Source organism: Exiguobacterium sp. OS-77 (assembly GCF_000414195.2).
Classification (GTDB): domain Bacteria; phylum Bacillota; class Bacilli; order Exiguobacteriales; family Exiguobacteriaceae; genus Exiguobacterium_A; species Exiguobacterium_A indicum.
The window spans coordinates 2944093-2964732 of the sequence record NZ_DF239008.1 but is presented as its reverse complement, the minus strand read 5'-3'; the positions used below and the strand labels follow the sequence as shown (position 1 = coordinate 2964732).

The 20640-nt window shown below is 47.4% G+C and carries 21 protein-coding genes and 1 riboswitch; of the genes, 13 read left to right on the top strand and 8 right to left on the bottom strand.

Translation table 11 applies throughout. The annotated features are described in order from the left end of the window. Positions 1–14 precede the first annotated feature (14 nt). The 4 genes from EXG77_RS15090 (at position 15) to EXG77_RS15075 (ending at position 4240) form a co-directional block, all read left to right on the top strand. Positions 15–197, top strand: coding sequence for a hypothetical protein (locus EXG77_RS15090; RefSeq protein WP_035399267.1), 183 nt, complete (start codon positions 15–17; stop codon positions 195–197). Between the two features lie 69 nt (positions 198–266). Beyond that, positions 267–1214: a peptide-methionine (S)-S-oxide reductase MsrA gene (msrA, locus tag EXG77_RS15085; RefSeq protein WP_035399219.1), complete on the top strand. Its 948-nt coding sequence runs from the start codon at positions 267–269 to the stop codon at positions 1212–1214. 68 nt (positions 1215–1282) lie between these two features. Next, positions 1283–2578 carry a DUF2252 domain-containing protein gene (locus EXG77_RS15080; protein ID WP_035399217.1) on the top strand — a complete coding sequence of 432 codons (1296 nt, stop codon included), beginning with the start codon at positions 1283–1285 and terminating at the stop codon, positions 2576–2578. Positions 2579–2803: 225 nt separating this feature from the next. Next, on the top strand, positions 2804–4240 hold the full coding sequence (locus tag EXG77_RS15075) for an amino acid permease (protein WP_035399215.1): 1437 nt from the start codon (positions 2804–2806) through the stop codon (positions 4238–4240). 46 nt (positions 4241–4286) lie between these two features. Here EXG77_RS15075 and EXG77_RS15070 read toward each other — a convergent pair whose 3' ends face one another. Continuing rightward, entirely contained in the window at positions 4287–5948 is a 1662-nt protein-coding gene (locus tag EXG77_RS15070) for a glycerol-3-phosphate dehydrogenase/oxidase (RefSeq protein WP_035399214.1), read from the bottom strand. Between the two features lie 32 nt (positions 5949–5980). Then, positions 5981–6949, bottom strand: coding sequence for a Gfo/Idh/MocA family oxidoreductase (locus EXG77_RS15065; RefSeq protein ID WP_035399213.1), 969 nt, complete (start codon positions 6947–6949; stop codon positions 5981–5983). Between the two features lie 57 nt (positions 6950–7006). On the opposite strand from EXG77_RS15065, the gene EXG77_RS15060 reads away from it, so the two are divergent. The 3 genes from EXG77_RS15060 (at position 7007) to EXG77_RS15050 (ending at position 8770) form a co-directional block, all read left to right on the top strand. Continuing rightward, entirely contained in the window at positions 7007–7273 is a 267-nt protein-coding gene (locus EXG77_RS15060) for a DUF5327 family protein (RefSeq protein ID WP_035399212.1), read from the top strand. 60 nt (positions 7274–7333) lie between these two features. After that, positions 7334–7984, top strand: coding sequence for an SDR family oxidoreductase (locus EXG77_RS15055; RefSeq protein WP_035399210.1), 651 nt, complete (start codon positions 7334–7336; stop codon positions 7982–7984). A 75-nt stretch (positions 7985–8059) separates the two neighbouring features. Further along, positions 8060–8770: a thermonuclease family protein gene (locus tag EXG77_RS15050; protein WP_235515960.1), complete on the top strand. Its 711-nt coding sequence runs from the start codon at positions 8060–8062 to the stop codon at positions 8768–8770. Positions 8771–8811: 41 nt separating this feature from the next. On the opposite strand, the gene EXG77_RS15045 is transcribed toward EXG77_RS15050, so the two are convergent. The 4 genes from EXG77_RS15045 to EXG77_RS15030 form a co-directional block, all read right to left on the bottom strand. Further along, positions 8812–9789 (bottom strand): cation diffusion facilitator family transporter, encoded by a 978-nt coding sequence (locus EXG77_RS15045; protein ID WP_023466748.1) that lies wholly within the window; start codon positions 9787–9789, stop codon positions 8812–8814. 32 nt (positions 9790–9821) lie between these two features. Next, positions 9822–10607, bottom strand: coding sequence for an SDR family oxidoreductase (locus EXG77_RS15040; RefSeq protein WP_035399206.1), 786 nt, complete (start codon positions 10605–10607; stop codon positions 9822–9824). Positions 10608–10624: 17 nt separating this feature from the next. Then, entirely contained in the window at positions 10625–11476 is an 852-nt protein-coding gene (locus tag EXG77_RS15035; protein WP_200934669.1) for a GRP family sugar transporter, read from the bottom strand. Positions 11477–11618: 142 nt separating this feature from the next. Next, on the bottom strand, positions 11619–13247 hold the full coding sequence (locus EXG77_RS15030; RefSeq protein ID WP_023466751.1) for an AarF/ABC1/UbiB kinase family protein: 1629 nt from the start codon (positions 13245–13247) through the stop codon (positions 11619–11621). A gap of 165 nt (positions 13248–13412) precedes the next feature. Here EXG77_RS15030 and EXG77_RS15025 point away from each other — a divergent pair, with 165 nt between their 5' ends. Both EXG77_RS15025 and EXG77_RS15020 read left to right on the top strand, forming a co-directional pair. Then, positions 13413–14018, top strand: coding sequence for a trimeric intracellular cation channel family protein (locus tag EXG77_RS15025; RefSeq protein WP_023466752.1), 606 nt, complete (start codon positions 13413–13415; stop codon positions 14016–14018). A 2-nt stretch (positions 14019–14020) separates the two neighbouring features. Then, positions 14021–14389, top strand: a complete 369-nt coding sequence (locus EXG77_RS15020) for a DUF423 domain-containing protein (protein WP_023466753.1) — start codon at positions 14021–14023, stop codon at positions 14387–14389. 97 nt (positions 14390–14486) lie between these two features. Here the strand turns inward: EXG77_RS15020 and EXG77_RS16490 are convergent, their stop codons facing one another. Next, complete coding sequence (locus EXG77_RS16490; RefSeq protein WP_023466754.1) at positions 14487–14636, bottom strand: hypothetical protein; 150 nt, start codon at positions 14634–14636, stop codon at positions 14487–14489. A gap of 103 nt (positions 14637–14739) precedes the next feature. Next, positions 14740–15516, bottom strand: coding sequence for a hydrogen peroxide-dependent heme synthase (gene hemQ, locus EXG77_RS15015; RefSeq protein WP_035399202.1), 777 nt, complete (start codon positions 15514–15516; stop codon positions 14740–14742). A 345-nt stretch (positions 15517–15861) separates the two neighbouring features. On the opposite strand from hemQ, the gene pta reads away from it, so the two are divergent. The 4 genes from pta to EXG77_RS14995 all read left to right on the top strand — a co-directional run bounded on the left by pta (position 15862) and on the right by EXG77_RS14995 (position 20574). Then, on the top strand, positions 15862–16848 hold the full coding sequence (pta, locus tag EXG77_RS15010; RefSeq protein ID WP_035399200.1) for a phosphate acetyltransferase: 987 nt from the start codon (positions 15862–15864) through the stop codon (positions 16846–16848). A gap of 70 nt (positions 16849–16918) precedes the next feature. Next, positions 16919–17018: riboswitch (purine riboswitch) on the top strand. A 75-nt stretch (positions 17019–17093) separates the two neighbouring features. Next, positions 17094–17678 (top strand): xanthine phosphoribosyltransferase, encoded by a 585-nt coding sequence (locus tag EXG77_RS15005; protein WP_035399199.1) that lies wholly within the window; start codon positions 17094–17096, stop codon positions 17676–17678. Beyond that, positions 17675–18976: a nucleobase:cation symporter-2 family protein gene (locus EXG77_RS15000; RefSeq protein WP_035399197.1), complete on the top strand. Its 1302-nt coding sequence runs from the start codon at positions 17675–17677 to the stop codon at positions 18974–18976. Before EXG77_RS15005 ends, EXG77_RS15000 begins: the two co-directional genes overlap by 4 nt. Positions 18977–19197: 221 nt before the next feature. After that, entirely contained in the window at positions 19198–20574 is a 1377-nt protein-coding gene (locus EXG77_RS14995; protein ID WP_035399195.1) for an amino acid permease, read from the top strand. The last annotated feature ends 66 nt before the right edge of the window (positions 20575–20640 follow it).

Genomic DNA, 20640 nt, shown 5'->3' with positions numbered 1-20640 from the left:
AGGAGGCGATCTTCGTGAATTACTGGTACCACTTTAAGCGTGCCTTCTTACCGATCGCATTATTGCTTGTGACGCTTGCCTTGTACCAAATGATCTATCGTTTGAATAACATCTGGTATTCGCTTGGAGGACTTCTTCTTGTCTTTGCAGCGATTTACTTCGTCATGCGTCGTCTAAAAGCGAACCCAGAGGATTGAATGAGCAGGAAAGTCGAGTCCATTCTCCGAACGCGGTAAAATAGACACATACAGAGGAGGGGAAGATAGATGGCAAAAGCAATATTTGCAGGTGGTTGTTTCTGGTGCATGGTCAAGCCATTCCATAAATATGATGGGGTAGAGCAGGTCATTTCAGGATATACCGGTGGTCATACAGAGAACCCGACTTATAAAGAGGTCTGTTCGGAAACGACAGGTCACTTGGAGGCGGTTGAAGTCACGTACGATCCGTCCGTCATTACGTACGAAGAATTACTCGAGATCTTCTGGCGTCAAATCGACCCGACAGATGGTGGAGGTCAATTCAATGACCGTGGTGAATCGTACCAACCGGCTATCTTTTATGTCGATGAAGCACAGCGTGAAGCAGCTGAACGTTCGAAAGCAGCGCTTGACGCATCAGGACGCTTCTCGCGTCCGGTCGCGGTAGAGATTCGTCCAGAAAAGCCGTTTTGGCCAGCCGAAGAATATCACCAAGATTATTATAAAAAGAATCCGTTCCGTTATCAGATGTATAGTGTCGGCTCAGGTCGCGCGAAATTCATCAAAGAAGCGTGGAAGGACCACGGTAAGGAAAAAGAATTGAAAGAGCGTCTGACACCAATTCAGTATAAAGTCACACAAGAGAACGGGACAGAACCCGCTTTCCGTAACGAATACTGGGATGAAGAACGTCCAGGACTGTACGTCGATATCGTCGATGGTACACCACTCTTCACATCAAAAGATAAGTTCCAGTCAAACTGTGGTTGGCCGAGCTTCGCTAAACCCATCTCAGAAGACAAGATGGAAGTCGAACTCGATACGAGTCACGGGATGACGCGGACGGAAGTGCGTTCTGCGAATGCGGATAGTCACCTCGGTCATATCTTCGATGATGGTCCGACAGAACTTGGTGGTCTTCGCTATTGTATCAACTCAGCAGCATTACGATTTATTCCGCTTGAAGAGCTTGATTCGGCAGGATATGGGGAATATAAAAAACATTTCGAGTAACATGTAAGGAGCAGTCAAACGATTTCGTTTTGACTGCTCTTTTTTTCAAATGGAAGGGAGAGAATCGAATGTTTCGACCTGTATATGAAGAGATTCGACAAATGACGATTGCGAAGGTGCTTGATTTCTACGATCACGAAATCCGTCAGCTCGATGAGCAAGCACGTCAGGAAAAGTACGACAAGATGAGCTTGAGTCCGTTTCGCTTTTTCCGTGGGAGTTCGCATCTGTTTTATTATGACGTGACGCGAATCCCCCTTGGTTTTGATACACCTCTTGATAAACCGACGTGGATTCAGGGAGATCTTCATTTTGAGAATTTCGGTGTCCATGGCAATGCGAAGGGAGATATCATCTACGACGTCAATGACTTTGATGAAGGGTACTTAGGATCTTATCTATACGATTTGATTCGCATGGCGGTCTCCGTCCGGTTGTTCGCTGAAGAGGCAGGATACGATCCGACTCCTGCGATTCGAAATTATGTCCTGGAATACTTACACGATTTAAAAAAGTACGCTCTCGGAAAAGATCCGAGTGATGTCTGTTTTACGCGGGATAATACGAAAGGACCAATCAAGAAGTTGATCAAAAAAGCAGAAAAGAAACGTGAGGAATTAATGGGGGAGCGGACGGAACTGGTGGATGGCGTGAGACGTTTTTGTACATTACCGGATATGGCAGCGGTAGATGACGCGACACGATCAGCAATCGAGTCTGCTTGGTCCTCCTATATCGAGACGATTGATGCCGAGGATCGTCGTGACGAATCGTTCTATACGATTAAGGATATCGTGCGGAAGCTAGACAGTGGAACGGCATCGATTGGTCTTGAGCGCTATTACATTCTGATTGAGGGCGAAGGCGGAGAAGAAGATTTGATTCTTGAGATGAAACAAGCGCAAACGTCCGTCCCTTCGTTATTCCTGCCCGTTTATCGCCCGGAAGCAGAAACAGTTCATCAAGGACGACGGGTCATCACGTCCCAAAAAGCGATGCAGGCATATGAGGATCCATATCTTGGCTACCTGACGATTGGGAAAAAGGAATATTATGTACGTGAGCGCTCACCATATAAGAAAAAACTAAAAGCAAAGCATATCAAAAGTCAGGAAGACCTTGAGAACGTGTTGTGTATTCAAGGTCAAATTACCGCGAAAATCCATGCGCGGGCAGATCAGGACGCCGGGATTAAAGAAAAAATTTTGACACATCATGCGGATGTTGAAATCATCCAAGCTATTGGTGTTTCGGACACCGCTTTTTTAGAGCAAATCGAGCGTTGGTCAGAAGCCTACGTGACACGAACAAAGCTGGATTACCAAGTGTTTTTAGAGTGGATGAAGACCCGAAAAACAATTTAAAAACCTAATAAACTGAGGCTTGTTAGATGGATGTGTAACATGTGTTACATATCCATCTTTTTTGTACAGATTTTTTTGTTTAACGAATGAAAGCGTTCAACAAAATAGAAATAGGTATAATGACCTATATCAATTTATCAGAAAACTTCGTAAATTTTTGATTAAGTTCTTACGGACGACTCGCTCCGTAGGACAAATCAAAAGAGACATAGGGGGAAGTACATCATGAGCTTGACGCGGAAAAAAGATGTTTCCGCTATGATTGCTGCAAGTAAACGAAACAGTGGACTTGCTCGAAATCTTGGCGCGATGGATTTAACGTTTTTAGGAATTGGCGCCATCATCGGAACCGGAATCTTCGTTTTGACGGGAACAGGAGCATTGACTGCAGGACCAGGACTTATCGTATCATTCATTCTATCTGCCATCGCCTGTGGTCTAGCTGCTCTTGCTTACGCTGAATTCGCATCAACGATTCCGGTCAGTGGATCCGTCTATACGTACACGTATGCAACGATGGGAGAGATCTTCGCTTGGATCATCGGTTGGAACTTGATCCTCGAATATGGACTCGCCTCGAGTGCTGTTGCAGCCGGATGGTCTGGATACTTCCAGTCCTTGCTCGCAGGCTTCAATATTCATATACCGACGGCGCTCTCAGCGGCTCCTGGAGCAATCGAAGGAGCGAAGACATTCTTCAACCTTCCAGCGTTCTTGATCCTCTTTGCCATTACGGCATTGTTGTCGATGGGGATCAAGGAAACAAAACGTGTCAACAACATCATGGTCGTCATCAAATTAGCAGTTGTTGTTCTCTTCATCGTCGTAGGTGTTGGCTACGTTGAACCTACGAACTGGGCACCATTTACGCCATTCGGTTGGGGAGGCGTCTTCTCGGGTGCCGCGATCGTCTTCTTCGCGTACATCGGTTTTGATGCTGTTACATCAGCAGCAGAAGAAGTCCGCGACCCACAAAAGAACTTACCACGCGGGATCATCGGTTCACTTGCTGTCTGTACGATTTTATACGTCATCGTTGCAGCCATCATGACAGGGATCGTACCTTACCAACAATTTGCTGGTGTCGATCATCCGGTCTCACTCGCCATCCAAATGGCGGGGCAAAACTGGGTTGCCGGATTCATCGATCTTGGTGCAATTCTCGGGATCACAACGGTCATTCTCGTCATGACTTACGGAATGGTGCGCCTTGCATTCGCCATCTCGCGTGACGGAATGTTCCCGAAAGTGTTCTCTGAAGTGCATCCGAAGTACCAAACACCATTCAAGGCGACGTGGATGATTGGATTAGGTAGTTCACTCGTTGCTGGATTCGTTCCGCTCGATGTCATTGCGAATCTCGTCAACATGGGTACACTGGCAGCATTCGTCTTGATTTCCGTCGCTGTCTTGGTTCTTCGCAAGACACAGCCGGATCTCCCGCGTGCGTTCAAATGTCCTGGTATGCCATATGTGCCAATCGCAGCGATTGCTTCTTGTCTCTTCTTGATGTTCAACTTGAAACTCGAAACATGGATCGCGTTCGTGATCTGGCTCGCAATCGGTTTAGTACTCTACTTCGCCTTTGCGCGTAAGAGTTCGAACCTGCATCCCGGAAATATGCCAGCGGCTGAACTCGCTGCTTCAAAAGAAGAACAGTAACACACAAAAAGACCCGGTCGCCTGAAGGCGATCGGGTCTTCTGATGTTATGAAAGTGGAACAGGTCCTTTGACGCGGACCGCATCAAATTCACGACGAATACTTTCATTGGCTTTGGCTTCATCTTCTGCCGACCAGCCGAGTTCGCTACGCATCAAGGCGAGAACACCATCTGCGTACTGTTCAGCGTGAGGGAAATCAAAGAAGACGGCCGAGGCACGACGATTCAAGAAGTCGCCGGGTTGCATGACGAGTTCAGCTTCTAATCCATATAGAAGGGCGCCGAACCAGTGTAACGGTAATTGATAACGAGCTGCCTCGTCGCCACGTGTCCGAATCAACTCGTAGACACGTTCGACATTCGTACCGTAACGTTGGATGAGCCATGTCGCCTCATTCGGTGACAATCCGAGTGCTTCTCCTTTTGGTTGTTGTTCCTTCAAGTAGCGGGCAAATCCTTTACTTCCTTGTGGATGACCACCACCAAGCAAGATATCGTGCGTACGGGAAGCGAGGTAAATCCGGTTTTCTTCTGTCTTGAATTGGTCTGCGACCATATCGATGATTCGTTCTGCCATCTTCCGGTACCCGGTCAACTTCCCACCAGCGATTGACATCAGCCCAGATTTCGAGACGAAGATTTCATCTTTTCGGGACAGTTCACTCGGGTCCTTTCCATCTTCATGAATGAGTGGGCGCAGTCCGGACCATGTCGATTCGACGTGTTCAGGTCGTAACTCGACGTTGAACATTTGATTCGTAGCCTCTAGGATATAGTCCTGATCCTCCACAGTGACACCCGGCTCAAGAATATCTCCTTTATAGTTCGTGTCAGTCGTTCCGACATACGTTTTCCCTTCGCGTGGAATCGCAAAGATCATCCGACCATCTGGAACGTCGAAATAAACGGCCTGTTGTAGTGGGAAATGCGCTTGATCGATGACGAGATGAATGCCTTTCGTCAGGTGGAGTGATTTCCCAGCTTTCGAACCATCTTTTTCTCGTAGTTCGTCGACCCACGGACCAGTTGCATTGATGATTTTCTTTGCCCGAATCGTATACGTTTTGTCACTTAAGACGTCACGGACTTCGACACCAACAACTTTTCCATTGTGGTAGACGAGCGATTCAGCCTTCGTATAGTTGACGGCACGTCCACCGTAACCAACGGCTGCCTTTAAGACTTCGACTGTCAATCGGGCATCATCCGTTTTATATTCGACATAACGACCACCACCGACTAAGTGTTCCGAACGTAATAGTGGCTCGTAACGTAATGTTTCTTCTTTGCTGAGCATCGTCCGGCGTTCATTGCGTTTGACGCCTGCGAGCTGGTCATAGACGCGTAAGCCAATCGATGTCGAGAAGCTGCCGAACGTCCCGCCTTCGACGAGTGGAAGCATCATCCACTCCGGCGTCGTCACGTGTGGGGCGTTCTCATACACGATGGCACGTTCTTTTCCGACTTCGGCAACAAGTTTGATTTCGAACTGCTTCAGATAACGCAATCCACCATGGACGAGTTTCGTCGATCGGCTCGATGTCCCTTCGGCGAAGTCCTGCATCTCGATCAATCCTGTCCGCATGCCTCGACTTTGTGCGTCAAGCAAAATACCGGCTCCCGTGATACCGCCCCCGATGACGAGCACGTCTAAAAGTTCTTGTCCCATCTCTTCTAACCAAGCTGTCCGTTCCGTACTTGAAAACATCTTGTCTTCCCCCTGTTCGTCTGAATGGATAGTTAGTCTACTTCTATCCATGTACCCGATTTTGCACTCTTTTGAGCACGATCAATGATTTTCATGACGAGTTCAGCCTGTTTCGGAGAAACAGGTGGTGTTGTTCGCTGTCGAATGGCTGGGGCGAGATCTGTATAATAATCCCCAAATTGCCCGGAGACAAAAGGAAAGTCTTCAAGGGGACCGTTTGCTTCAGCCAATTGATACGTCGCTCGTTTCGTATCGACTTCATCGACGAAATAGCTAGCCTTTGTCCCGTGTACCATTAGCGAAGGACCAACAGCCGGAACGATGGAACCGATGTGCAAAATAGCGCGTCGCGTGCCGAATGCTAAAATCAAATGTGTATAGTCATCAACGATCCCACCTTGCCGTTGGATCGTTTGATCACAAAAGACGCGATCTGGTACTGCATTGAAGGCGACGAGTGCTTGATCGATCAAGTGTGATCCAAGATCGTACAAGAGACCAGCACCGGGTACGTCCTGTTCGCGCCAACGATCCTCAACGTCTGGACGATAGCGATCATAATGCGCTTCGAACGTTTGGAGCGTGCCGAGACGTCCGGATTCGAGTAAGGTCATCAGCGTTCGAAAGTCCTTCGTATACCGACGATTATGATAAACTGTCAGTAACCGATCGTGTACACGTGCTAGTTCCGTCAACGTTTCGGCTTCTTCAAGCGTGACAGTGAACGGTTTCTCGACGAGTACATCACAGCCCGATAGCAAAGCGAGGCGCGCAAGTGGATAATGTAGCTCATTTGCTGTCGCGATGACGACTAAATCGATTTGTTCTTTAGCGAGCAGGGCTTCAAGTGTCGAATAAACAGGTAGCGTCGCGTCATAAGCAGCGACTGCTTCCGGACGACTCGACTGAACAGCGACTAACTGATAATCAGGTGCGTGTAAATAAGGAGCATGTAAATGTTCACCGGCAATACCAAAACCAACTAAAGCGGTACGAATCATGGAAAACACATCCTTTTCAAGTTCATACCCTCAATCTACCATAAGGAGGAATACAAGATGATTACGGAACAACACATCATCGAAAAGATGCGTCAAGCGATGCAACGCATTGAGCAAACGACAGGAGCCGCGCAGAAAGAGCAGATTGCAGCAATGAAAACGTACTGTGAACTATTACTTGAATCTGAGGCGACATCAAGTTCAACGATATCGCTACCTACGTCAACACCTCAGGCAATACCAACAGTCGATCCGATGTTAGCGCGTTTCATGGGTGTTTCGCAGGAGAAAGAAGAAAAAGGCACTTCATTGCTCGATTTTTGAATGAAAAGACGCGATTCAGGGAATAACCATCACAGTTGAAATGAGAAGGGGAGATACGTCATGAAAACAGTAATCGTCATCGGAGCAGGGCCAGGAAACGGATATGAAATCAGTAAACGATTCGGAAAAGAAGGCTTTCAAGTCGTTTGTGCGGCGCGGACGCAAGAAACACTCGCAGCCGTCATCACGGAACTAAAAGAAGCGGGCGTGGAAGCGGTTGGAGTGGAATGTGATGCTTCTCGAAAAGCCGATATCGCATCACTCATCGAATGGACAGAGGAGCAATACGGACAAGTCGATGTCTTAGTCTACAATGCTTCGATTTTACATCAAGCGTCTGTCCTCGAAGTTTCGGCAGAACAGATTACGAAAGAGTTCGAAATCGACGTACTCGGTGCACTGCATGCCGCACAACTCGTTGCTCCGTCGATGCAGGAACGGAAAGACGGCGCTATCCTGATTACTGGAGGCGGCGCTGCGATGCAAGCGATCAAATCGTTACCAGGGCTTTCAATCGGGAAGGCAGGCGTTCGCCAAGTGACGCATATGTTACATGATACGTTGAAGGAAGACGGTGTCTACGTCGGAACTGTCACGATTGCCGGGGAAGTGAAGCGTGGAACGGCACTTGATCCGAAAAATGTAGCGGAAGCGTTCTATCAACTTTATACTAACCGAAATGAAGTTGAAACGGTTCTTTCAGCAGACTAACGAATAAACAAGATAGCGTATGCGGGTTCGGGCTTTGACCGAATCCGTATTTTCATGGAAAGGAGCGAAACAGAAGTGAGACGATATGCAATGATGAGTCTACTTTTTTTATTCGTTCTCATCGGTTGTGCACCAGAAGAAACCGATTTGCTTGGCATCAAACAACCGGACGACGAAAAAATCACGAAGGCGACGGTCGAACGCGTCATCGATGGGGATACGTTAAAAGTGAAGTTGGCGGATGGGAAAACGGAGGACGTTCGTCTACTCCTTGTCGATACACCAGAAACCGTCAAACCGGATACACCGGTTCAACCGTATGGAACGGAAGCTTCAGCGTTTACGAAAGAGACCTTACCGAGCGGGACAGCCATTCGGTTGGAGCGTGATCATTCCCGGACCGATCGATACGGAAGATTACTCGCATACGTCTGGTACGGCGATAAGATGTTGAATCAGGAGTTACTTCGAAAAGGACTCGCACGTGTAGCGTTCGTCTATGAGCCGGACACACGTTATGTCGATATGTTCGAACAGATCGAACAGGGAGCCAAGCAGGCGAAGAAAAAGATTTGGGAGCACGATGGCTACGTCACGAATCGTGGCTTCGACGCTCAAGCGATTACAGAAACGAAATCCTGCGAAATCAAAGGCAACATCAATCGGTCGGGTAAAAAAATCTACCATGTACCGGGAGGTCAGTCCTACGATGAAGTGAAGCCAGAGCAACAGTTTTGTACGGAAAAAGAAGCAGAAGAAGCCGGATTTGTCCGCGCTGCACGCTAATGAATGCACACAAAAAGCCATCGGAATCGATGGCTTTTTGTTTACTCTACAGGTGGTGAGGGGGATTGATACTGCTGTACTTTATCATCTTCATCAAAGGAAATCGTGACATCGGTGATCCCTTTAAGAATTCGGATTTGAAGTTCAAGCCGGTCCTTGATGTCGTCCGCTTGGGCAATCGTTAAGTTAGGATCCACTTCAATCTCTGTCTCGACATGGAAGTGATCCCCTTCCTTAATGACTTCAAGCTTTTCAATATCACGAACCGCTTCATCACGTAATAGGATTTCACCGATTTTAGCAGTCAGTACTTCATCAATCTCACCGAGCGCACCGGCAGCATTTTGAATAAAGACATTATAGACGACGTAGAACATCATCAGACCAATCAAAATCGATGCAATGCCCTCTGCTTGATAAAACGACGTGTAATGCGAAATCAGAACGGCAATGATCGCGATGATACCACCGAGAGTCGCAACAAGATCTTCCATGAAGACAAGACGTGTAGCTGGTTTTGCCTGCCCAAGATGGGTGAAGCTTTGACCAACTAGTGTCAGCCCTCTAGACTTAAGCCCGGTTTCATGAGCAATCTCGATCATCGCTTTATAAAAGACGCCGACTTCGAGGACAACACCAATTCCAAGTGCCGTCAAAATGATCCAAAGCCCAGTCGTCTCTTCGCCAGGACCATGTGTGATATGCAAGATTCCTTCACGAATCGTCTCATACGCAAGCAACGCAACGACGATGATTGCAGCAAGTAACACGAGGTTAACAAGGCGACCGAATCCGTTCGGGAATCGCTTCGTTGGTGCTTTTTTACTTAGAGCAGAACCGATATAGACGAAAAATTGATTCGCCGCGTCACCGATCGTATGCATCATTTCAGCAAACATTGCAACGTTCCCAGTCAAGATATAAGCGACGAACTTGATGATAGCAATGATCGTGTTGACGATTGCAGCAGCAAGTGCTGACTTATTGCCGCGACGGATCAATGAGAAAAAAGTGGCCATGAGCGGTTCTCTCCTTGTCTATTCAAAATAGGTTAACCGCGTCCTGCCTGGAAAGACGGGTAAAGTGTCATCCCGCCGTCCGCAAAGAGTGTGATACCAGTGACATAACTTGCTTCGTCCGACGCAAGCCATGCGGCAACGGCTGAAATTTCCTCAGGTTTTCCGATATTGCCCATTGGAATCATACTCTCGACTTCTTTTCGTTGTTCCGGATCTTCGAATTTTTCAGCGTTGATCGGTGTATTAATCGCACCAGGTCCAATCGCATTGACCCGAATTCCTTTTGGTGCATATTCCATCGCAAGGGTTTGTGTCATTAATTTAACGCCACCTTTACTTGCAGCGTAGTGGACGAACGTTGGCCATGGAATGATTTCATGAACACTCGACATGTTGATGATGCTACCTTTAACATCGTGTTCGACGAAGTACTTCAGAGCTTCACGCGCACCGAGGAATGCACCTGTTAAGTTGACGTCAATGACTTTTTGCCAGTCTTCGAGTGACATCTCATGGGAGGCTGACGGCATTTCAATCCCTGCGTTGTTGACGAAAACATCCAACTGACCAAAGTGAGCGACAGTCTCTTTGACAAGGTTGATCATATCGTCTTCTTTCGAGACATCTCCTTGAATCGTGATGGCTTCGCCACCATGTTTTTTAATCGATTCAGCGATTTTCTTCGCTTCTTCCGGATGACTGCGATAGTTGATGACGACACGCATACCTTCCTCTGCATAACGGCGAACGATGGCTTCACCGATTCCCATTGATCCACCTGTTACGATGGCTACTTTTCCCTTTAAACTTTCATACATGATGCTTCACTCCTTCATTATTGTTTCGTAAATCCAATCATGATCCCGCCAGCAACGACTAAAATACAACCGATGATGACGAATGTCATTTCTTTCTTTGTCTTCGTTTCTTTTAGTAAGAGTACGCCACCAATCGTTGAGATGACGACCCCTGTTTGAGATAAGGAGAAGCTCGTTGCGACCCCGACTTTTGCTGTGGCAAACAGTAAAGCGACGTTCCCGACAGCCCACATGAGTCCACCGATAGTATTGCCGGCTGTTTTTTTCGTGAAGAGATCTCCTTCTCGTAAAGAAAGAAGAATGGCACTCACGACCATCCCGACAGCTTGTGGTAAGACAGCTTCCCAACCGTTGATATCGAACCAACGGGCAATGACGACGTAGCCAACATATCCGACAGTAGAGATGAGGAGGAGAGTCAGTCCTTTTCCGATATTCTCATCTTGTTTACTCTTATCTTCCTTGTAAGATGTGAAAGCTGCTCCGGCAATGATCAATACAAGGGCACTGATTCCGAGAATCAACGCAGTTGTCGTTGACCACTCTCCAAAAGCGAGAACACCAAATAACGATGTTCCGACGAGTTGCATCCCTGTTGAGATTGGCATCGTCTTTGATACACCCATTTGACGGAATGCGGCAAATTGATTTTTTTGACCGAGCGCCCAGAAGGCACCAGAAAAGAATCCCGCAACCCAAGCAGTCGTCGACATCTCTGGGCTGACAAAAAAGAAAGTGACGATCGCGAAAAGCAACGCACCCAGAGTCGTACCGATAATTTGTTGCGCCGTTGAACCTCCGATTTTCGAGACGACGAGCGGCAACGATCCCCACATTAATGCAGGAACGATGGCAATTAAAATATCAATCAAGTGTTTCACCTCTCCTTACTGTTATCTCTCTACTTGAAGCTGTACCCCGCGAGACGCGAGGAAAAACCTCGAAGCGCGAAGAGGAATTATTCTGAAATAAAAAAACGTCCACCGAAGTGGACGCATATTGTCGTTCTATTTAACGGAACGGTTCATCGGCGATCCGGACAATTTGTCGTCCGATCCGTCGACCATTCCATAAAGCGATGACGGCGATCGTCAAGGAAATGCCCATGACGTCGTACTGCGTAAAATAATAGCCGAGATAGCTAAAGGGAAGACTGATGATTCCGACGAGTGAACTCGTCCACTGTCGGATTTTGAGTGACTCGATGTTCGCGACACGAGAGAACTTTTGTTGCTCCATGATCCGCCAACGCGTCGGTTCGCTGAGAGCGTCGTTGACAAGACGCGGGAAGGCGAGCAATCGCGCACCGTACGATCCAGCGATTTGAAGATAACGATTTTGGTTTTTTCCTTCATCATCGAGCCAACGCCGAACCATTGGTTTGGCTAACTCGAGCAGGTTGATTTGCGGTGAAAGAATCTGAAGAATCCCAAGAATCGTCGAGGCAGCACGACCGAAGAACGCAAACTCGGCAGGGAGCTGGATCGGTTCGTTTCGGACGAGCAATTCGATATCGGACAAGACTTTCTCAATCAGTTTCGTGTCGACGTTTTCCATATCACTCTCGAGATAGAACGTGACCGCTTTTTCAATTGCTTGTCGGATATTTTGCTTATTCGCATTCGGCAACAGGAATCGTAAATCTTCGAGACCATCGACGATCGCATCATAATCTAATGTGACGAAGGATTGGAGGATTCGTTGAATCGCTCGCATGTCATCAGGCGTCGTCGCTCCAATCATCCCAAAATCAAGCAAGACGATTTTGCCGTCGGACTGGACGAGGACGTTGCCCGGGTGTGGGTCGGCGTGAAATTTCCCGCCGAACAGTAATTGCTCACCAGCGTTCAAGAAGAGATTACGCGCTAGTTCGTCACGATCAATCTGATGTTCCGCTAAATAATCGAGATCGGTGATACGTGTCCCGTCAATCCATTCCATGACGAGCACACGATTCGTACAATGTTCTTCATAATAACTCGGAATATAGATGACAGGATTCGTCTCATACATTTTTTTAAAGTAGAGACCGTTTTTTAATTCAGTTCGGTAATTCAATTCATCACCGATGACGAAGACCATTTGGCGATACAGACTTTGTAAATCAGTCGATTTGTTTAATGAAGTCCGGCGTAACATGGCAATGACGATGCGCATGGCACGGAAATCGGTTTTGATGATTTGTTCGATGTTCGGTCGCTGAACTTTGATCGCAACTTTTTTACCGTTTGATTTTAAGGTTCCGCTGTACACCTCACCAATCGAGGCAGAAGCGACAGGACGGGGACTGATGTCCGAGATGATCTCTTCAATCGGCATACCCCAATCCTCTTCGATGATCTTACGTGACTCTCCAAGTTTACTTGAAGGAACTTTATCGACCAGTTCGGTCAGTTCCATCAAAACGGATGGCGGAAACAGATCGGCTCGAATCGATAAGAACTGACCGAGCTTGATCAATAATCCTTCTAACCGTAATGCTTTTTTCTTATAGTCACGCGCAATCCGGATCATGATGCGCTCAAACTCTTCGTTGTTCGTACCTGGCCGGTTTTTCCGGGTGAATCGATAGATCGTAAAGATGTAACGTGCGAACATCGTCACGATGACGACGATGCGATAAAGCGCCCAACGTTTCATACGGTCACCTAGCTTCCTGTACAGTTTGTTTCAGTATAGGTTACTTTACCTAAAAACGTCACTCGCAAACGGTCGAAACGGTGACAGAAAATTAATGCTTTACGGAAACTAAAAAGAGAGTATAGTAAGTATTGGAATTTCTTTGTAGAAAGGTGAAATGTGCGAATGTCCTGGGACTTATTGAATATCATCGGCACGGTCGCTTTTGCGATGAGTGGAGCAATCGTCGCGATGGAAGAAAAATATGATTTATTCGGTGTCTGGTTACTTGCTTTGATCACAGCATTCGGCGGTGGTGCCATTCGTAATTTACTGATTGGTGTACCGGTATCTGCTCTCTGGTCACAAGGTGGTCTCTTTTTAGTCGCGATTCTCGTTGCGTTGTTGATCTTCATGTTACCCCAGTTGTTCTTGCCGCACTGGACACGTTGGGGCGTCCTTGCGGATGCGCTCGGGTTGTCTGCGTTTGCGATTCAAGGTGCCTTGATGGCGACAGCAAAAGGACTGCCGTTGTCAGCGACGATTTCAGCTGCTGTACTGACTGGTGTTGGTGGTGGAGTGATTCGCGATTTACTCGCTGGTCGGAAACCACTCGTCTTGCATAAAGAGATTTATGCGATGTGGGCCGTCATGGCAGCACTTGTGATTGATCGTTTCCAATTGACGAATCCTCTACATTTGTTCACATTGCTCGGACTCATCACTGTTTTACGTATGCTATCGTATTATTATGAATGGAATTTACCAGCACGACGGTTAGGGGGAGAATAAGCATGAAAGTTTTCATTATGATTGGCGCGATCTCGATGATGTTATCGGTCGCACTAGGTGCATTCGGTGCACATGCCTTAAAAGATATGTTGACGGAACGGATGCTCGCGAACTGGCAGACAGGCGTACTTTACCAGATGGTACACTCGCTCGGTATCCTAGCACTCGGGGGACTCTTATTAAAAGCATCGATCCCGCAATGGTCATTAGCTGCATGGCTGATGCTTGCTGGAATCGTCTTCTTCTCGGGTAGTCTGTACGTCATGGCATTGACGAATGTAACGAAACTGGGTGCCATCACACCAATCGGTGGCGTCTTGTTCATCGCAGCATGGATCTTTGTCGCAATTGGTGCCTACAAAGGACTATGAGGATTGACCGTTTTTCTTCCGTCATGGAGAAGAACGGTCTTTTTTTGTATGAAAAACGCCTACTCGCGATGGAGTAGGCGTAAGTATCAAAACGAGTTCATCGTTTTGTCGTTTGTGTTTTGTTTAGCTTCGATAATGCTTGCTCATAGCGATCCAGTACACGATCTGCAACCGGTTTCAGCTCTTTTGAAAGCACAGCGAATTGCAATTCACGCGATCGTGTCGATCGGTTCATAGCATTCCCCATGGTAATTCCTCCTTACGTAATCAACCTACTATTTTATAGCCTGTTTTGTAGCCGCAAGGAGTATATTCCCATGAGATATTTCAATCAAACGTCATTCAACACATTAAAGTGCAAAATGAGTACTTAATTGTTCACTTTCGAGACGGTTCCCGATGAAGAACTCACCAAACTCACCGTACTTCGCGCTGACTTCGTCAAAACGCATTTCATAGACGATTTTCTTGAACTGGAGAATGTCGTCTGAGAAGAGCGTGACGCCCCATTCCCAATCGTCAAATCCAGTTGATCCACCGATGATTTGCTGAATTTTCCCAGCATAACTCCGACCGATCATACCGTGACGATACATGAGCTCTTTACGTTTCTCCATTGAGAGCGTGTACCAGTTGTCGCCATCGCGACGCGACTTGCTCATCGGGTAGAAGCAGATGTGCTTCGCTTGCGGCAAGATTGGATAGAGACGATCACGCACGTAAGAGTTCTCGTATGGGTTTCCTTCGCCTGAACCACGGTACGTACCGAGTTCGACGACAGAAACGTAAGAATACGTCGGGATCAAGTAATCATAGAGATCGAGTTTTTGCATTTTGACTTCGACGTCTTGGATTTGTTCCATCGTTGGACGAAGAACCATCAAGACGAGATCGGCTTTTTGACCGATGATCGTGTAAAGTGCATGGCTTCCGTCTTTTGTCGCTTCGACACCAGAAAGCTCTGAGAGGAAGGCTTGGAACTCTTCAATCATGCGCGCGCGTTCTGTCGCGTCGACTTGTTTCAAGCGTGACCAATCGATCCGGCGGAAATCATGTAATGTATACCAGCCGTCGAGTGTTTCAGCGGCTTGTTGCGTAGCAGTCGGTTCAGATGTTTGATGTTGCATGGGATGACCTCCTGAGTCTGAAATAAATTGTCTTTTTCCATATCCTATCTTATCACATTCTGTTGAAACGCTTCGCCCGAAAAGGTCTTTGTCCATGAGATCGTAACACATGAAAAAAGCAGAGAGTGGGTAAAAGGGGGAGTGGAGATTACGTTGCTTGGAAATAGTCTCTGTACCATTCTTGAAAATGACTGTAATAGTCGGTGAATATGGCTTCAGTGCTTTTGTTAGATAACTTTTTTGCAAATTGTTTTAACAACGATTGAGAACTGTGTATAATAAACGATGGAAAAGAAAATGGATCAAATCGACGACGTCGTGTTTACCTAAAAAGGAGAGAAACTCATGCAATTATTCGATATGTTAGAACAAAAGATTAAAGCGCACCAACCGAAAATCGTCTTCCCAGAAGGAATTGACGCGCGTGTTCTTGGCGCAGCTGTCCGTTTGAAGAAAGACGGTCTCGTCACACCGGTCGTCATCGGACCACGTGTACAAATCGAAGAAACAGCAGCAGCAAACGGAATCGATGTCACGGGACTTGATACGATTGACCCTGCTTCTTACGCTGGAATTGATGAGCTCGTCGCATCGTTCGTTGAGCGTCGTAAAGGGAAAGCAACAGAAGAGCAAGCACGTGCTGTCATCTTAAAAGACGTGAACACGTTCGGTACGATGCTCGTTCATACAGGACAAGCAGAAGGTCTTGTATCGGGTGCCATGCACGCAACAGGTGATACGGTTCGTCCAGCACTTCAAATCATCAAAATGCAAGAAGGCTATAAAAAAACATCAGGCGTCTTCATCATGGTACGTGACGATGAGCAATACGTCTTCGCAGACTGCGCGATCAACATCGCACCAGATGCGAACGACCTAGCAGAGAACGCAATCGCATCTGCGAAAACAGCAAAAACATTCGGTATCGATCCGAAAGTAGCATTGCTCAGCTTCTCGACAAAAGGTTCAGCAAAATCACCAGAGACAGAGCGTGTCGTTGAAGCAACACGCATTGCTAAAGAACGTGCACCAGAGCTTGCGATCGACGGGGAACTTCAATTCGATGCTGCATTCGTTCCAAGCGTCGCGAAATCAAAAGCACCAGAATCAGATGTCGCAGGTCAAGCGAACGTCTTCATCTTCCCAAGTCTTGAAGCTGGAAACATTGGCTACAAAATCGCACAACGTCTTGGTGGATTCGAAGCAATCGGTCCAATCCTTCAAGGGTTGAACAAACCGGTCAACGATCTTTCACGCGGTTGTAACGAAGAGGATGTCTACAAACTCGCGATCATCACGGCAGCACAAGCGGTCGAAGAACGCCAAGCCTAAGCACGGTGTGAAAAAGTCTTTACTTTTTCGCCAAACCCCGTACAATGGTACACATCACGAAAATCACGAAACGTAAACGTATAGCAACGCTCGTATAATAGTGGGAATTGGCCCACGAGTCTCTACCGGATCGCCGTAACGGTCCGACTACGGGTGGTGAGTTACTGCTCTCTTTTTTGGCGTACAGTGGCTGCCCCCGGGTAGCGGCTGTACGTTTTTTCGTTTTTAAAGAGGAGAATGCATGTATGAAACGTCTACACGACATGATTAATCAAGAGGGAATCGTATTATCGGATCAAGTATTGAAAGTGGATGCCTTTTTAAACCATCAGGTCGATCCGACCTTGATGTGGGAAATCGCCTATGAGTTCATGGATCGCTTCCAAGATGCCGGTATCACGCGGATTTTGACGATCGAAGCAGGTGGTATTGCCCCGGCAATGATGACGGCGCTCCGTTTAGGGGTACCAATGGTCTATGCCCGTAAGACGAAATCCGTCACCTTGAATGAAGGAACGATTTCAGCTGAAGTCTTCTCGTTTACGAAACAACAAACGAGTACGATTACGGTTGCGGAAAAATACCTACAACCGGGTGAACGAGTTCTGATCATCGACGATTTCCTCGCGAACGGGGAAGCAGCATTTGGTCTCGCTCGCCTTGTTGAGCAGGCAGGTGCGGAAGTTGCTGGTTTTGGAATCGTCATTGAAAAGTCGTTCCAACCGGGACGTCAAAAGTTAATCGAAGCCGGGTTCCGCGTCGAGTCACTCGCTCGCGTGAAGTCGTTGAAGGATGGAAAAGCGACGTTCGTTGACTCGGTGACCGTATGAGACTATCGAACTTCAAAGCCGCTAGTCTCGGACTTCAGCATGTGCTCGCGATGTACACAGGAGCAGCTGTAGTTCCGCTGATCGTTGGTAGTGCGATCGGATTGTCGGGAGAAGAACTTGCTTATTTAGTGGCGATTGATCTCTTCATGTGTGGCGTAGCGACCTTACTACAAGTGCTCGTCACGAAATATACAGGCGTCGGTCTTCCTGTCGTCCTTGGTTGTACCTTCACCGCAGTCGGTCCGATGATCGCGATTGGTAGTCTTCAAGGGATTACGGCGATTTATGGTGCTTTAATTGCGAGTGGTTTGATCATTCTCGTCATCTCAGGCTGGTTTAGTAAGATTGCAGTCCTGTTCCCGCCAGTCGTCCTTGGTTCTGTCGTGACGATCATTGGAATTTCCTTGATTCCGGCTGCAATCAACGATATCGGGGGCGGACAAGGGGTGAAGGACTTTGGTGACGCACGTTATCTTGGACTCGCCGGACTAACGATCGTCTTGATTTTAATCTTGAATCGCTACGGCACGGTCTTTTCAAAAGCAGCAGCCGTCTTGATTGCTGTGATGATCAGTACACTGGTTGCGTTTGGCATGGGGATGATCGACTTCAGTCCGGTGGCGGAAGCGTCATGGTTCCAAATGGTGACGCCATTCTACTTCGGTGTTCCGACATTCAATGCGACGGCGATCTTGACGATGACGCTCGTTGGTCTCGTCTCGATGGTCGAATCGACAGGTGTGTTCTTGACACTTGGTGAGATCACGGATCGCCGTTTGACGGATAAAGACCTAGCACGTGGCTACCGGGCAGAGGGTGTCGCGACGATCGTTGGCGGTATCTTTAATAGTTTCCCGTATACGACCTATAGCCAAAACGTCGGTCTCGTTCAGTTGACTGGCGTGAAGACACGTAAAGTCATTCTGTTTGCGGGCGGATTTTTAATCTTGCTCGGCTTCTTACCAAAAGTGGCGACGTTCACGACGTTGATTCCAAAACCTGTCCTAGGTGGGGCGATGTTGATCATGTTCGGAACGGTCGCAGCGAGCGGGATTCGTATTCTGTCGCGGGTCGATTTCTCGAAGAATGAACACGTCATCACGGTGGCACTTGCCCTCGGAATTGGTCTAGGAATCAGTATGAATCCTGAGATCGTAGCCGGTCTCCCGTCACAAATCCGTGTCTTGACGGATAGCCCGATCGTCGCAGGGTCACTAACGGCATTATTGCTAAATGGAATCTTCCGATTGACGAGTAAGTCGGAGTCACCGGATGTACCACTTGCTAAAGTTGAATAACAATTGTAACTTTCCGAAAGGAGCTGTCCTGTATACTACTTAGTAGCAGGAGGTTCCTTTTTTTATACTGCTAACGTAATCAGAATATTCCGAGTATGTGGATTTGGTAAGAAATATACATTGAAAACGTTTACAAAATCGACACATCTTCTTTATACTGACAACGTAGCGGTACGGGGAACTGCTAAGAAACAAACAGAGACGGGAAGGACGTCGTAAAAATGAAACAACAGACAGAGTTGAATCGGGGACTGGAAGAACGTCATATTACACTGATGTCGCTGGGGGCGGCAATCGGTGTCGGACTCTTCCTAGGGTCAGCAAAAGCGATCCAATTAGCAGGACCAGGGATCTTACTTGGTTATCTGATTGGTGGTGTCATCATTTTCATTATCATGCGAGCACTTGGGGAGCTTGCAGTGCGGGAGCCGGTGGCTGGTAGTTTTGCGGAGTATGCCCGGAAGTATGTCAGTCCATTAGCTGGCTTTTTAACAGGTTGGAATTATTGGTTACTCTGGATTTTTACGTGTATGGCGGAAATCACAGCAGTCGGTATTTACATGAAAGTATGGTTCCCGGATTCTCAGGGGTGGGTATGGGCACTAGCAGCACTTGTCTTGATGACGAGCATCAACTTCATTGCTGTTAAATTTTATGGTGAATTCGAATTTTGGTTTGCGTTGATTAAAATCGTCGCGATCGTCGCCATGATCATCTTAGGGACCTTGACGATTGTCATTGGTCTTGGAAACGGCGGCACACCGGTTGGGATTTCGAACCTGTGGTCACATGGTGGATTCTTACCGAACGGATTCGGTGGAGTACTCCTTGCCATGCAGATGGTCATGTTTGCGTTCTTAGGAATTGAAGTGATTGGGGTCACAGCAGGGGAAGCGAAGAATCCGAAGAAAACGATTCGAAAAGCCGTCAATAACGTCTTCCTTCGGATCTTGGTATTCTATATCGGAGCGCTCTTCGTCATTTTATCGATTTATCCGTGGGATCAAGTCGGTGCGAACAATAGTAGTCCGTTCGTATTATTATTTGATTCACTTGGTATTCCGGCAGCAGCCGGCATCATCAACTTCGTTGTCTTAACGGCAGCACTTTCGTCATGTAACTCGGGTATCTTCTCAACAGCCCGGATGATGATGAACTTATCCGAGAACAGTGAAGCACCACGTCGTTTCTCGAAAATCTCGAAAAACGGTGTTCCAGCACTGGCGACGATTCTTTCAGGTGTCGCGTTGCTCGTCGGTGTCGCTTTGAACTACTTCTTACCGGAAGATGTTTTTGCAATCGTTACGAGTATCGCAACGTTCGGTGCCGTCTGGACGTGGGCAATGATTCTGATCGCACAAATGCGGGCGCGGAAGGTACATGGTTCAGCAGAATTTGCTGTTCCGTTCTTCCCGGTTGCCAACTATATCGCCCTTGCGGCACTTGCTGGTGTCATCGTCTTGATGGCATTTGACGCAAGTACACGCATCGCTCTGGTCGTTGGACCACTGTGGTACGCGATTTTGATTGCTGTCTATTATGCACGGGGAATGCATAAGGAGACACGTCAATCGACGCGTCGAGCATCAGGAGAATAATGAGATGGGCGGATCCGCAAACGGGTCCGCTTTTTCATCACTTCGTATCAAACGGTTTCGTTTTGT